This window comes from Colwellia sp. BRX10-1 (assembly GCF_014077545.1).
Taxonomy (GTDB): Bacteria; Pseudomonadota; Gammaproteobacteria; order Enterobacterales; family Alteromonadaceae; genus Colwellia_A.
Genome location: NZ_JACGWC010000036.1, coordinates 16,059 through 29,604, shown reverse-complemented (window position 1 = coordinate 29,604; position 13,546 = coordinate 16,059). Strand labels below are relative to the sequence as shown.

The following is a 13,546-nucleotide window of genomic DNA, read 5'->3' as shown; positions in this document are numbered from 1 at the left end:
TCAAGAGTTTGGTGATATTTTTGGTGCTATTTTTGGTGGTGGCCGCGGTGGCGGACGTCAACAACGTCAACAACGAGGTTCAGATCTTCGCTACAACCTAGAGTTAAGTCTTGAAGATGCTGTTCGGGGTAAAACCTTAGAAATTAAAGTACCAACTTTTGTTAGTTGTGAGCCTTGTGATGGTTCTGGCGCTAAAAAAGGTACCAGTGCAAAATCTTGTACAACTTGTCATGGTCATGGCCAGGTACAAATGCGTCAAGGTTTGTTTGCTGTTCAACAGACTTGTCCAACATGTAGTGGTAAAGGTAAAGTTATTGCTAGCCCTTGTACCTCATGTCGCGGTCAAGGCCGAGTTGAAAAAACCAAAACACTTTCAGTGAAAATACCGCCAGGTGTAGATACAGGTGACAGAATTCGCTTGTCAGGCGAAGGTGAAGCTGGTGAACATGGTGCACCTGCAGGTGATTTATATGTACAAGCAAATGTACGTGATCATAAGATATTTGTCCGTGATGAAAACAACCTTTATTGTGAAGTGCCTATTAGCTTTACCACAGCAGCATTGGGTGGCGAAATAGAAGTACCAACACTTGAAGGTAAAGTGAAGCTGAAAATACCTAAAGAAACGCAAACGGGTAAAATGTTCCGTTTACGTGGTAAAGGTGTTAAATCAGTACGCAGCCACTCAATAGGCGACTTGATGTGTAAAGTTGTTCTAGAAACACCGGTTAACTTGTCTGGCGATCAAGCAGATTTATTACGTCAGTTAGACGAAAAAATGGGTAAAAGCACCATAAAGCATAGCCCTAAAGAGACCGGCTTCTTTGATGGCGTTAAAAAGTTTTTTGATGACCTGAAAAGCTAAAGTACTGCCATTCGATGAGCTAAAAGCTCGTTGAAATATAGACATTAAAAAAGCCACAAACTTGTTTGTGGCTTTTTTGTTTTTTTGGCTAATGATTAATGGCGCTTTACTCGCATAAGTAGACCACTGAGTAATACCAATAATAAGCCAAACAGACTGCCGCCATGAGTTTGTCTGATCTCGACGACTTCTATTACTTCGATGACTTCAGTATAAGCCTGGTCATACTCAGCACTCTCTAACGGCAGTGCGTATAACGCGTTACTGTCATCCGCACTGTAACTCGCAGCAATACCCTGATAACCAACTTGATATAAGTCGATTAACACATCGTAGTGATCACTTTCATAGCCCGACATAAATGTAGAAATTACTTCGTATTCATCGGCATCAGTATCACCTTCTATAAGAAAATTATCTGTGGTGAAATAGTGCTGCCAAGGGCCACCATTTTTACTGAGATAGAGTAAAGCATACACTTCGGCGAGGTGATTTTCGCTATAGCTATATACGTCTGCATCAAAAGTCACACTGAAAGTTTGATAATAGCCATCTCTGTCATAATCTTCTTGCAGAAAACTCGCCGCACTATAAATAGTGAACTGCTGATCATAGTGGTTACTCACTTTTTGTATGGCTTCACCACTTTTTGCTTGTGCAGTGCTCTTGGCTTGATTATTAAGTGTAGAGCCTCTTATGTGAGCATTCGCTTTGCCGCTGACTTGATCGGATAGCTCGGCTAGCTTATTCGTTGCAATTATTTTTTTTCGCTGTGACTCAGTGATATTGTGTTTAAGTGCTCCTTGAGAAACACTAGCGGGTAAAACCTTTAATTCGCTGGCAGTGACATAAGTTAAAGGTAATATGCTAAAGGTTATCAATAACATTATTTTTTTAAGTGAATTCGCACGAACTGACTTCGCTGCTTTATTATTTATTAACATAATATATCCTACCTGCTTTGTTTAGTGGTGCTATTAAAGCGCAGTAAAGATGAATGTAAGCTGAACACTTTATCAGTACCGTCGAGAAAACTCGGTACTTTAGTGCCGAGTAGTTCACTGGTAAGCTATGATATATCTGTTGATTTATCAGTGGGAACTCTAGTTACCCCTCGTTATAAAATCGATATAGCGGCTTTAAAGGAATGTTCAGCTGATATTCAGTTGCTAAGGTTTATAATTTTAAATAAGCTATGGCTATGTATAGTTAGACTCACTTTTAACTTTGTCTTTGGAATAACCATGAAATTTGCTTTACCGTTAGTTTTTCTTTTTATCGCTACACTTTCTATTGATGCAATGGCTCAAGGAACGGGTGTATCAGCAAGTAATATGCAAAAAAATAATCAGCAACAGTTGAAAGTGAAAAGTAGTAAAGATGCCGCAAAATTAGCTAAAAGTCGTTTTGGTGGAAAAGTGTTAAAAGTTGAGAATAAAAAGTCGGGTTATCGGGTAAAATTAATTAAAACTGATGGTCATATCATTTCTATTTATGTTGATGCTAAGACAGGGAAGATTAATGGAGGGTGATCACTATGCGGTTGTTATTTATTGAAGACGATATTGCTTTACAGCAAAACCTATATGCCCATTTAACTGCCGCTCATTATCTAGTCGATGTGGCGAGTGATGGCGAAACAGGCTTATTTCAAGGGCAAGAATATCCATACGACGCTGCTATTATAGATGTTGGTTTACCTATAATAGACGGTATCAGTGTGATTAGATCTCTGCGTGAAAAAAATATCGACTTTCCCATTTTGGTGTTAACTGCAAGAGATAGTTGGCAGGATAAAGTGGCTGGCTTAGATGCTGGAGCCGATGATTATTTAACCAAACCTTTTCAAGCTGAAGAATTACTCGCCCGCTTAAATGCACTGATCAGACGTTCTGCAGGGCAAGCAAGTCCGTTAATAAAGAATGGCCCGTTAAGTCTTAATACCAAAAGCTTGCAGGTTGAAGTTGATAATAAGGCAATAAAGTTAAGTAGTTCAGAATATAAGTTACTTGAATATATGATGCTTCACCTTGACGAAGTGACTTCAAAGGCAACACTGACTGAACATATTTATGACCAAGACTTCGATCTCGATTCAAATGTTATTGAAGTATTTATCAGGCGCTTAAGAAAAAAACTCGACCCAGATAATAGCTATGGTTTTATCGAAACGTTGCGCGGCCATGGCTATAAATTAAAGCGGTTAGATTAATGAGGTCACGTGGATATACCAAGTAAATGAACTCCTTAAAAGTTCGATTATTATTAAGTACGTTAGCGATGACGGTAGTGATGCTGCCTATTATTGGCTTAACCTTATCGAATGCCTTTGAACGGCAATTAAATGTGGCGTTGAAAAACGAGTTAAAAGCCTATAGTTATTCTATTTTTACTGTGGCAGAAGTTGAAAATAATCTCTTGTTAATGCCGGAGCTCTTGCTAGAAAACCAATTCAATATTAACCAATCAGGCTTGTATGCCTTAATTACCAAACGGTCAAAAGAAACGCAAATAGGCGCGATAAAAAACAAAATACTTTGGCAATCACAATCTCTGCTGACCTTGTCTCTAACGGCGGTATTGCCATCGCCTGATGTTGGGCAAACACTGATTTCAAAAATAAGCCTAGCGGACAGTCCTCATCTACTTTATAGCTTTAGTGCGAGTTTTTCTGATAACGGCCAAGACTTTGAAATAACACTGCATCTGATAAAAGACCAACAAGCCTTATTAAGCGCTCTCAATGACTTTGAAAAAACATTATGGGCATGGCTGCTGGCATTAATGGTTGTCTTTGTTTTTGTACAAATTGCCTGGTTATTATGGACCTTAAAACCATTAACTGTATTATCTCAAGAGCTTGAGCATATAGAGAAAGGGCAAAAGAAAGCCCTAGACGCCAACTATCCTCTTGAATTACAACCGGTGACTCAGCAATTAAACGCCTTATTGGCACTGGAAGAGAACCAACGAAAACGCTATCGTAATGCCTTGTCAGATTTAGCGCATAGCCTTAAAAATCCACTGGCCGTTATTCAAAGCCAACAGAATATTTCAGCAAGCGCCAGTGAACAATTAACATTAATTAATAACATTATTGAACATCAACTTAAAAGAGCTCAAAGTGCCGGGCAGTCTTCATGGCACTTAGGTGTAAAAATTAAGCCCGTTGTTGACAAGCTAATCAGCACGTTAGCGAAAATATATCATGATAAGAATTTATCATTTGCCGTCAATGTTGATGCAAGTGCTATATTTAAGGGTGATGAAGCCGATTTAATGGAAATTTTAGGAAACCTTCTCGATAACGCCTGTAAAGCGGCTAAGCATAAAATTGCCATTAGCGTGATTAGTTCTGCAAAAATATTAACGATTGAAATTGCCGATGATGGCGCGGGTATTGAAGCGTCTCAATGCGATATTATTTTATCGCGTGGTGGCAGAGCAGACACCTATCAAGCGGGTCATGGTATTGGTTTAGCTATTGTTAATGATTTAGTCAGTAGTTATCAAGGCCAATTAACCATCAGTAACTCAACAACACTTAATGGTGCTGTTTTTACACTTATCTTTTAAACCCTTGTAGGCTTTGTTAACAAATAGCCGAGAAAGCTGTTCAGGTTACGTTCAGTTTAGTGTTGTTATCTTTGTGTTCTAGAATTAGTCATAAGGATTATAACGATGAAAAAAGTCACGTTTTTATTCAGCTTTGCTGCCTTAGTTAGCTTTAACTTGTACGCTGAGTACCAGCCTTCACAGTCAGCGCTTCAGCAACAAGTGCAACAAGATCAGCAGCTATTTAGTGAAGCTGAATTAGCACAAATGCTAGCACCCATTGCACTTTATCCCGACAGCTTATTAACTCATATTTTAATTGCTGCTACCTATCCTATTGAAATAATCGAAGCCCATCGCTGGCTAAAGAAAAACACAAGACTAAATACTGAGCAAGTGGCTCAAGCGGTAAAAGATTTTAATTGGGATGCCAGTGTTAAAGCATTAGTGCCTTTTGAGCGTATTCTTAGCCGACTTAGTGAAGATTTAACCTGGACTCAACAGCTCGGTGATGCTTTTTTACAAGATGAGTCGATATTATTAGAAAGTATTCAACGGTTAAGAAAGCAAGCTCAACTTGCCGGAAACCTTGGTGAAATGGATAATATGGAGGTTAGCTATCAAGACAGTAATATTGTTATTGAAGCAAGAGAGAAGGAGATTGTTTATGTGCCGTATTATGATACACGCATGGTTTATGGTGCTTGGCATTGGTCATCTTATCCTCCTGTTTACTGGCAACCTCAGCGTAGTGTTTATGTAAGTCGCTCCAATCCTTTCTATTGGCATGCTGGCGTTCATATTTCGTTTGATTATTTTTTTAGTGCTTTTCATTGGCATAATCGCCAGGTGGTTGTAGCGAATACTCGTCGTTCTTCATATCGCTACTATGAACAGCGTCCTCGTCACTTAATTGCTAATGGTGGCTATGCTAAACGTTGGAGACACCAGCCCGTTCACCGTAAAGGTGTGGCTTATCGAAACAAGCATACTCGCGTTAAGTATAAGGACAAGCGAGTAAGGAGCAGCGAATCTAGCAATAGAAATCATGCTGTCGTGCACAATAAGCTACAAGGTAATACCAAGCGAGCTCTATCTACCATAAGGCACAAGCCCAATGAAAGCGCTCGACGAGTAAACCGTATCACTGACAAGGCGACAAATACTTTTTCAAAACCTGTATCAAAACATGTATCAAAGCCGACAACAAGACAGCACAGATCTTATGATCAGTCTAAAAAAACTAAAGCCGAAAAGGTTTACCGAGCGAGTCGAACTGTAAATAAAGAAAGGCCCAAACAGCTTGCCACTAACATCGATAAGAAAAGTGCCAAGCAACATACTTATCGTTCTGCTAATACTTCAATTAGTTCTAAAAGACAAGGTTCAAACAAAAAGCATGATAACCAAAGTAGGGTCATTAAAACAAAGCGTTCAAACGAAAAGCATGATAAACAAATTAGGATAGTTAAAACAAAGCGTTCAAAGACTGACAAGTAACGATATTAGTCACTTTATATTTATAGCGCTGTATTTTTATAACAAATTGGTTGAATGTTAATTCATTTAGCCTTTTTTTATAGATGGTTTATAATCACCTTTTATAATTAGACCAATCACTCGTGTTGGCCTAACGTCAAACACATTTTATCGAGCGAACTTTAATGAAAAGACTTTTACTTGTTTTACTCTTAATTATATTAAATTCAACCAGCTTTGCTAATGAAGAAGTTAAAGAGTTGCCACCAATAGACCCTTCATTTATGGGTGAACATAATATGGTGCTCTTTGTTCAGCGTTCTGCTATATATGCTTCGGTGATGACAACATATAATAGGCCGAGTAATGTACAGTTATTATATAAAATTGAGAATAAAGATTTAGCACTTTTGCAAACCGTACGTGATGGGCAATTAACGACGATAAAAGCCAAGCCTTTTAATTTGCAACGTTTGATGCGAGGCGAGGAAATGGTCATTATGGCTGATGTATACGCAGGGCATTTTTCTCGAGGGGGAATATTGGTTTATGAAAATATCCCCTTGACCTTTGCTAAAAAATTATACGTTCGTGAACTAGACGATATACAGGATTCTAGTAATCAGCAAGAGTATGACGTTGTTGATTTGAAAAAGAATTATAAAATTTATATTCATAAAATTCAAAAAGCACCTAGCTTTTCACATTTACTAAATATTGACGTAGAAGCAGGGTGCTTGCCACGTTTTCGTACTTCAGCAGCCGTGCCAAAAGAAACTGAGCTGCTGTATAAGTTCCTCAATTGCGGCACAATAAGTCCACTGTATTTTGAAAGCAAAGACTTTGAAAAATAATTACTATAAATAGAAGCCTTCTTTAAAACGAGGCTTCTAGCGTTAAAGCACTATCGCATAATTACTCAGACTGATTAGTCCTCATCATCAAAGTTGGGCAATACCCCGCTGCGACTGTGTTCAAAAATAAGAGAGGTTTCTACGGTGGTTACTTCATCTCTTGAGGTAATTGCATTGAAGACAAACTGTCGTAAATGTTCACTGTCTTTAACTGACATATGAATGAAATAATCATAGCTGCCGCCCATGTGATATAAGCTAACAATTTCAGGAAGTTTAAGTAAATCGTCGCGAAGGTTGTTAACAATATCTTCAGAATAGGGCTGCAAGCGAATAGCGGCAATGGCTTCTATATTTCCACCTAAACTTTTGAAATCAATCTCGATACAAGCGCCGGTAATTATATTTTTATGTTTCATACGCTTTACACGCTCTAAACACGTAGAAGGTGCCACCCCTATTTGAGAAGCTAACTCTTTATTAGTGATATCAGCATCGCGATATAAAATAGTTAAAATGCGTAAATCTATATCATCTAATTTTTTCATTATGGTAAGTCTTCTATTTATATAGTAAATTAACACTATACCGACTATTCTCTTATTAACCAATGCACTGTGGTTGATAATCAAACAATCGTCGAAAAAAACAATGCTTTTCCGAATATTCGTCGCTTAACTTTTATTCAGTTTATACTTAAGTGCTTTTAAATTAATTTCAATTACACTTTTATAAGGAGATAATGTTGTTAAATTTAGTTTAGCGACATATTATGTCTATGTTCCGATGTCATTACTTATAATTATAAAAATAAAAAGGCTTACTCTATGACTTTGCTTTGGATACCCTTGCTATCGTTACTTGGCAGTATTATTTCCTCAAGAACGGGAAAATTAACACGTAATCAATCAACTGCTTTGACGTTGTTAATGCCTATCATTGCATTATTGATGACGATTAGCTTAGCGCCAGCTATTTTTGCTGGCAAGGTTATTAGGGAAACAATCTCTTGGATCCCTTTACTGGGTATAGATATCGCCTTTCGTTTAGATGGCTTAGCGCTGTTGTTTGTATTTATGATCTTAGGAATAGGCATATTAGTTATCTTTTATGCCCGTTATTACCTCAGTAGTAAAGACTCTATGCCCAAGCTTTATGCTTATTTGATGTTATTTATGACAGCGATGCTTGGTATTGTCATGTCGAATAATATCATTCAGCTCTGGTTCTTTTGGGAGCTAACCAGTATTAGTTCGTTTTTGTTAATTAGCTATTGGTGGCATAAACCCGAGGCACGAAAGGGCGCAATCATGGCCTTAATCGTAACCGGTGGTGGTGGTTTAGCATTGCTGGCGGGTTTGCTTTTACTGGGTAATATCGTTGGTAGTTACAATTTAGATGCTATCTTAGCGAGCAGAGAAATTATTCAAGCGCATGCTTGGTATGAAATCACTCTAATTTTAGTCTTACTGGGCGCTTTCACAAAATCGGCACAGTTTCCTTTTCACTTTTGGCTACCTCATGCTATGGCTGCGCCAACGCCGGTTAGTGCTTATCTACATTCTGCTACTATGGTAAAGGCTGGGATTTTCTTATTAGCGCGTTTTTATCCTGCATTAGCGGGAACCGATATATGGTTTATTCTGGTGAGTTTAACCGGATTAACTACCATGTTACTCGGCGCTTATATTGCGTTATTTAAACATGATTTAAAAGGGCTGTTAGCCTATTCAACGATCAGTCATTTAGGGTTAATCACTTTATTATTTGGTTTGGACACTAAGCTTGCCGCTGTTGCTGCCATTTTTCATATAATCAATCATGCCATATTTAAAGCTTCATTATTTATGGCAACGGGTATTATTGATCATGAAACGGGTACGCGTGACATGCGGAAACTCAACGGTATGTGGCGATTTATGCCTTATACCGCGACGTTAGCCATGGTTGCTGCGGCCGCGATGGCCGGTGTACCGCTGTTAAATGGTTTCTTGTCAAAAGAAATGTTTTTTGCTGAAACACTGCATCAACAATTACTTGGGTCTATGTCTTGGCTTATACCTGTACTTGCTACCGTTGCAGGAGCATTAGCTGTGGCTTACTCAGCTCGCTTTATCCACGATGTTTTCTTTAATGGTGACCCTATAGATTTACCTAAACAACCCAGTGAGCCACCGCGTTATATGCGAGTGCCTATCGAAATACTGGTCGCTTTATGTTTAATCGTCGGGGTATTCCCTAACTTTATTATTGATGACATTTTAAAAGCAGCGTCTTTTGCCGTACTCGGTGGATATGTTCCTGAATTTAAAGTTGCGTTATGGCACGGTTTTAATTTGCCACTCTTGATGAGTGCTATAGCCGTAATCGGTGGTTTATTTCTGTATACCCAGCGACGTTATCTGTTTCAATTTCAGGCATCTATGCCTAACTTGAACGCCAAGAAGGCTTTTGATGACAGTATATATCTCATCACAAAGTGGAGTCAGCGAAAAATAAACGACATAGAAAATGGTTCTTTACAACGTTATCTAATGCTAATGTTTGTTTTTGTTTTAATCTTTGCTGGTTGGCCATTATTTGAAATGCACCAACTAAGCGGGCAAAAAGAATTGACGCCAATTGATCTTCATAACGCGATTGGCGCAGCATTATTAATGATTGGCGCAATAAGTACGGTGATTTGGTACCGTGCAAGAGTGGTGTCGTTATTAATGATATCAGTTGTTGGTTTAATGGTGTCTGTCGTGTTTACTCGCTTCTCAGCACCTGATTTAGCCTTAACGCAATTAACGGTTGAAGTCGTCACTATTGTTTTACTGATGCTGGCCTTGTTTTTCTTGCCACAGCATTCACCCAAAGAATCTAGCTCTTTACGTGTGGTACGCGATTTAGGGATCTCTGCTGCTTTAGGGGTTGTCGTCGCGAGTATTTGCTATGCATTAATTACCCGCCCACTTGAGTCAATATCAGAATTTTTCTTAGCCAATGCTAAAACAGGTGGCGGCGGTACCAACGTTGTTAATGTTATTTTGGTTGATTTTCGCGGCTTTGACACCTTAGGTGAAATTTGCGTATTAGGTATTGCTGCGCTGGGTATTTATAAGCTTTTAATCAACCTACCGTTACTTCTTCCTGTTAGGGATAGTGAAGGGCGACTATGGGCGAAAGAGCGTTACCCTATTTTATTAGCCAGTATTTCTCAGTCATTACTCCCCTTGGCATTAATGATCTCGTTTTATATTTTCTTACGTGGTCATAATCTTCCAGGTGGTGGATTTATTGCAGGTTTAGTGACCTCAGTTGCCTTTATTTTACAGTATATTGCACACGGCTCAGCCTGGATATCTACTCGTTTAACGATTAATTATCGGAAAATTATTGCCTCAGGAATTGCTATTGCGACATTTACTGGTGTGGGTAGTTGGTTCTTTGGTAGGCCGTTCATGACTACGTGGTTTGACTATTTCGATATTCCCATTATTGGTAAAATTGAACTTGCCAGTGCACTGATCTTTGATCTGGGTGTTTATATTACAGTTGTAGGCGCGACATTAATGATTTTGGCAAGTCTTGGTCAATTAGCGAGCGGGCCTAAAGAAGAGGTGAAAATTTAATGGAATTACTTTACGCATCCTGCGTTGGGCTTTTAGTGTCTTGTGGCGTGTTTCTAATCTTACGTTCTAGAACGTTCCCTATCGTATTAGGGCTAACGATGTTTTCTTACGCGGTTAATTTATTTCTGTTTTCATCTGGGCGGCTTAGCATCAATAATGCTGCGGTGCTTGGAACCTCTTCAGAATATACCGATCCATTGCCACAAGCTTTAGTGTTAACCGCGATAGTTATTGGTTTTGCAATGACTGCCTTCGTGGTTATTTTAGCTATCAGAGGGCGAGCAGATCTAGGCAGTGACCATGTAGATGGCCAGCCAGAAAAAGATAAAAAGGTAAACGTATGATCCAGAATTTGACCTTTTTACCGATTTTATTGCCCATACTCGCGGGTGTTATTTTATTGATGCCTCCCTTTGGCTCCAATAAAAGTACCCGAAGAGTGGCTTCTGTCGTACTCAGCGTTTTTACATTTGCCGTCTCATTGGCTTTACTACTCAAAGTCCAAGCTGATGGTACTCAGGTTTATGCTATCGGCGATTGGAGTGCACCCTTTGGTATTGTACTCGTTGCTGATCCCCTCTCGACATTATTAGTGTGTTTAACGACATTGCTCGGTGTTGTCTGTGTGTTATATGCGAGTGCAGGAGATGATGATAAAGGGAGTTTTTTTCATCCACTTGTACATTTTTTAATTTTAGGGGTCAACGGCGCATTCTTAACCGGTGATGCTTTTAATCTATTCGTCTTTTTTGAAGTATTACTTATCGCCTCGTATTCGTTGCTAATGCATGGTGGAGATAAAAAAAATACCCGAGTTGCTTTGCAGTACGTGATCCTTAATCTGGTTGGCTCAGCGATTTTCTTGATTGCTTTAGGGATTTTATATGGTGTATTAGGTACACTAAATATGGCTGATATGGCTCAGAAAGTAGCACTTTTACAAGGTGATGATGTTTACTTAGCCAAAATTGGTGGGATGTTATTATTGGTGGTATTTGCTTTAAAAGGCGCTTTGCTACCACTACATTTATGGTTACCTAATACTTATGCAACAGCAATACCTGTTGTCGCGGCATTATTTGCCATTATGACCAAAGTGGGTGTCTATTCAATGATGCGTGTTTATACACTTATATTTGGTGATGAAGCGGGCGAATTAACTCATATGGCGCAAAGTTGGTTGTGGTGGTTAGGGCTTGCTACAATTGCTATGGGCGCGGTAGGTGTTTTAGCCAGTAAAGATTTAAGAAAGTTAATCGCTAATTTGGTGATTGTGTCGGTGGGTACCTTGGTTGCATTAGTTGCGGTACAAACTATTGAAGCAACTTCCGCAGCTATCTATTACTTAGTGCACTCAACGTTGGTTACAGCAGCACTCTTTATTTTAGCTGACTTAATTGGTCGCCAACGTGGTGATGTTGCCGACCGTATTTCTGCAGGCTCTGCTGTTTCTCAGCCAAAGTTGCTTGGCGCTTGTTTTTTGATTGCAGCGATTGCGGTGATAGGCATGCCACCTTTGTCTGGTTTCATTGGAAAAGTATGGCTGCTTAAAGCAACTTTAAATGCTGAATATACCTTGGTGTTTTGGCCAATATATCTTTTTGCAAGTTTAGCTATATTATTTGCTGTGTCTAAAGCCGGTAGCACTTTATTTTGGCATCATCATGCTAAAATAACTACTGATACAAAGCAAGAACGTGTTCATCCAGCGCAATTAGTCGCCTTGCTTATTCTCATCTCTGGTGCACCATTAATGACTATTTTTGCTGGACCATTAAGTGAGTATGCCATTGGTGCAGCTACCCAGTTACATGATTTTAATAACAACATTAAACTTATCCTTTCAGGAGGACAGTAATGCGATTAGAAACACGATTTAAATGGCTACCCGCTCCTTTAATGAGCCTGGTACTGTTTACTGTCTGGTTGGTGTTAAATAACAGCTTGTCAGCAGGGCATATTTTCTTAGCCACTACTTTAGCGATAGTCATTCCTTTGGTGACTAGCCCGTTTAGAACAAAGCAACCCATCATTATTAAACCTGGTTTAGCGTTACGCCATTTAGCGTTGGTTTTATATGACATTATTACGGCCAATGTTCAGGTTGCTATTTTAATATTAGGGCCCACTAAAAAACTAACACCTGGGTTTGTTAAAGTACCATTAGACTTAACACACAGTTTGCCCATTACTATTTTGGCAAGTACTGTGTCATTAACGCCAGGCACTGTCAGTGCTGAAGTGTACCCTTGGAGAGAAAGCTTGAGTGAAGGTGAAAAGCTTGAACAACAGTTTTTGCTAATACACGTTTTAGATCTAAAAGATGAACAGGCCTTAATAAAAATGATTAAACAACGTTATGAAGCGCCTCTTAAGGAGATGTTTCAATGTTAGAAACTGTGATTTCAATTGTTTTTGCTATGATAGGTTTGTCGTTATTATTAAATGTATGGCGCTTATTAATGGGACCTTCTATACCCGATAGAATACTTGCACTCGATACGATGTATATCAATACAATCGCATTGATCATTTTATACGGTATGAGTATGGGCACTGCATTATATTTTGAAGCAGCGCTGTTAATCGCTATGTTAGGATTTGTTAGTACTGTTGCGGTATGTAAGTATTTGCTGCGTGGCGATATTATAGAGTAAGGGGTAAGTTATGGCAGAATGGATTATTTCAATATTATTATTAATTGGCGGCTCTTTTGTACTCGTTGGCTCTATTGGCTTAGTAAAAATGCCAGATTTTTTTATGCGACTTCATGGACCCACTAAAGCTACAACACTCGGCATGGCATCGTTGTTAACTGCTGCGATGATCTTTTTTAGTACTACTCATACAGGGTTTAGCGTAAAAGAAATACTGATCTCGCTATTTTTATTACTTACTGCACCCATCAGTGCCTATATGATGATTAAAGCGGCGATTCATCACAAGCTTGAGAGTATAGAACGCACAAAAGGCATAGATAACATTGAAGATGATGTTTAATCTTTTCTAGCGTTAACTCAATAAAGTATCTGTTAAATATAAAACACTGACCGTCTTGATGCTCAGTGTTTTTTTTACATTATTTAACTGAATATCAACACCTTATTAAAATAAAAAATCCCTAACTGTTTTAATTGTTAGGGATTTTTAGATAGCTATAACATCAGTATCTAATA

General features: G+C 38.7%; 14 protein-coding genes. 12 read left to right on the top strand and 2 right to left on the bottom strand.

Annotation, left to right across the window (positions count from 1 at the left end; genetic code table 11):
- The coding region (locus tag H4J75_RS18400; RefSeq protein WP_182222901.1) for a molecular chaperone DnaJ at positions 1 to 865 on the top strand (865 nt) is incomplete at its 5' end.
- A 95-nt stretch (positions 866 to 960) separates the two neighbouring features.
- Here H4J75_RS18400 and H4J75_RS18395 read toward each other — a convergent pair.
- Entirely contained in the window at positions 961 to 1,809 is an 849-nt protein-coding gene (locus H4J75_RS18395; protein WP_182222900.1) for a choice-of-anchor H family protein, read from the bottom strand.
- A 300-nt stretch (positions 1,810 to 2,109) separates the two neighbouring features.
- Between H4J75_RS18395 and H4J75_RS18390 the strand changes: the two genes are divergently transcribed.
- The 5 genes from H4J75_RS18390 to H4J75_RS18370 all read left to right on the top strand — a co-directional run bounded on the left by H4J75_RS18390 (position 2,110) and on the right by H4J75_RS18370 (position 6,753).
- Entirely contained in the window at positions 2,110 to 2,397 is a 288-nt protein-coding gene (locus tag H4J75_RS18390; protein ID WP_182214025.1) for a PepSY domain-containing protein, read from the top strand.
- A gap of 5 nt (positions 2,398 to 2,402) precedes the next feature.
- Entirely contained in the window at positions 2,403 to 3,077 is a 675-nt protein-coding gene (locus H4J75_RS18385) for a response regulator transcription factor (RefSeq protein WP_070374303.1), read from the top strand.
- Positions 3,078 to 3,103: 26 nt separating this feature from the next.
- Positions 3,104 to 4,441 carry an ATP-binding protein gene (locus H4J75_RS18380; protein ID WP_182222899.1) on the top strand — a complete coding sequence of 446 codons (1,338 nt, stop codon included), beginning with the start codon at positions 3,104 to 3,106 and terminating at the stop codon, positions 4,439 to 4,441.
- Positions 4,442 to 4,546: 105 nt separating this feature from the next.
- Positions 4,547 to 5,920, top strand: a complete 1,374-nt coding sequence (locus tag H4J75_RS18375; protein ID WP_182222898.1) for a DUF3300 domain-containing protein — start codon at positions 4,547 to 4,549, stop codon at positions 5,918 to 5,920.
- 164 nt (positions 5,921 to 6,084) lie between these two features.
- Complete coding sequence (locus tag H4J75_RS18370; protein ID WP_182222897.1) at positions 6,085 to 6,753, top strand: hypothetical protein; 669 nt, start codon at positions 6,085 to 6,087, stop codon at positions 6,751 to 6,753.
- 74 nt (positions 6,754 to 6,827) lie between these two features.
- On the opposite strand, the gene H4J75_RS18365 is transcribed toward H4J75_RS18370, so the two are convergent.
- Positions 6,828 to 7,301, bottom strand: coding sequence for an Lrp/AsnC family transcriptional regulator (locus H4J75_RS18365; RefSeq protein WP_070374299.1), 474 nt, complete (start codon positions 7,299 to 7,301; stop codon positions 6,828 to 6,830).
- Between the two features lie 279 nt (positions 7,302 to 7,580).
- Between H4J75_RS18365 and H4J75_RS18360 the strand changes: the two genes are divergently transcribed.
- From H4J75_RS18360 to H4J75_RS18335, 6 genes are read left to right on the top strand one after another with little or no spacing between them, the layout of a single operon-like run.
- Positions 7,581 to 10,370, top strand: a complete 2,790-nt coding sequence (locus tag H4J75_RS18360; RefSeq protein ID WP_182214018.1) for a monovalent cation/H+ antiporter subunit A — start codon at positions 7,581 to 7,583, stop codon at positions 10,368 to 10,370.
- Positions 10,370 to 10,714, top strand: a complete 345-nt coding sequence (locus tag H4J75_RS18355; RefSeq protein WP_070374297.1) for a Na+/H+ antiporter subunit C — start codon at positions 10,370 to 10,372, stop codon at positions 10,712 to 10,714. The genes H4J75_RS18360 and H4J75_RS18355 overlap by 1 nt, the downstream gene beginning before the upstream one ends.
- Positions 10,711 to 12,228 carry a monovalent cation/H+ antiporter subunit D gene (locus H4J75_RS18350; protein ID WP_182214016.1) on the top strand — a complete coding sequence of 506 codons (1,518 nt, stop codon included), beginning with the start codon at positions 10,711 to 10,713 and terminating at the stop codon, positions 12,226 to 12,228. Before H4J75_RS18355 ends, H4J75_RS18350 begins: the two co-directional genes overlap by 4 nt.
- Positions 12,228 to 12,764 (top strand): Na+/H+ antiporter subunit E, encoded by a 537-nt coding sequence (locus H4J75_RS18345; protein ID WP_070374295.1) that lies wholly within the window; start codon positions 12,228 to 12,230, stop codon positions 12,762 to 12,764. The genes H4J75_RS18350 and H4J75_RS18345 overlap by 1 nt, the downstream gene beginning before the upstream one ends.
- Entirely contained in the window at positions 12,758 to 13,027 is a 270-nt protein-coding gene (locus H4J75_RS18340) for a K+/H+ antiporter subunit F (protein ID WP_182176009.1), read from the top strand. Before H4J75_RS18345 ends, H4J75_RS18340 begins: the two co-directional genes overlap by 7 nt.
- 10 nt (positions 13,028 to 13,037) lie before the next feature.
- Entirely contained in the window at positions 13,038 to 13,370 is a 333-nt protein-coding gene (locus H4J75_RS18335; RefSeq protein ID WP_070374293.1) for a Na+/H+ antiporter subunit G, read from the top strand.
- The last annotated feature ends 176 nt before the right edge of the window (positions 13,371 to 13,546 follow it).

Coding starts and splice junctions, on each gene's coding strand:
- H4J75_RS18395 (WP_182222900.1), bottom strand. CDS start 1,809: ATGTTAATAAATAATAAAGCAGCGAAGTCAGTTCGTGCGAATTCACTT.
- H4J75_RS18390 (WP_182214025.1), top strand. CDS start 2,110: ATGAAATTTGCTTTACCGTTAGTTTTTCTTTTTATCGCTACACTTTCT.
- H4J75_RS18385 (WP_070374303.1), top strand. CDS start 2,403: ATGCGGTTGTTATTTATTGAAGACGATATTGCTTTACAGCAAAACCTA.
- H4J75_RS18380 (WP_182222899.1), top strand. CDS start 3,104: ATGAACTCCTTAAAAGTTCGATTATTATTAAGTACGTTAGCGATGACG.
- H4J75_RS18375 (WP_182222898.1), top strand. CDS start 4,547: ATGAAAAAAGTCACGTTTTTATTCAGCTTTGCTGCCTTAGTTAGCTTT.
- H4J75_RS18370 (WP_182222897.1), top strand. CDS start 6,085: ATGAAAAGACTTTTACTTGTTTTACTCTTAATTATATTAAATTCAACC.
- H4J75_RS18365 (WP_070374299.1), bottom strand. CDS start 7,301: ATGAAAAAATTAGATGATATAGATTTACGCATTTTAACTATTTTATAT.
- H4J75_RS18360 (WP_182214018.1), top strand. CDS start 7,581: ATGACTTTGCTTTGGATACCCTTGCTATCGTTACTTGGCAGTATTATT.
- H4J75_RS18355 (WP_070374297.1), top strand. CDS start 10,370: ATGGAATTACTTTACGCATCCTGCGTTGGGCTTTTAGTGTCTTGTGGC.
- H4J75_RS18350 (WP_182214016.1), top strand. CDS start 10,711: ATGATCCAGAATTTGACCTTTTTACCGATTTTATTGCCCATACTCGCG.
- H4J75_RS18345 (WP_070374295.1), top strand. CDS start 12,228: ATGCGATTAGAAACACGATTTAAATGGCTACCCGCTCCTTTAATGAGC.
- H4J75_RS18340 (WP_182176009.1), top strand. CDS start 12,758: ATGTTAGAAACTGTGATTTCAATTGTTTTTGCTATGATAGGTTTGTCG.
- H4J75_RS18335 (WP_070374293.1), top strand. CDS start 13,038: ATGGCAGAATGGATTATTTCAATATTATTATTAATTGGCGGCTCTTTT.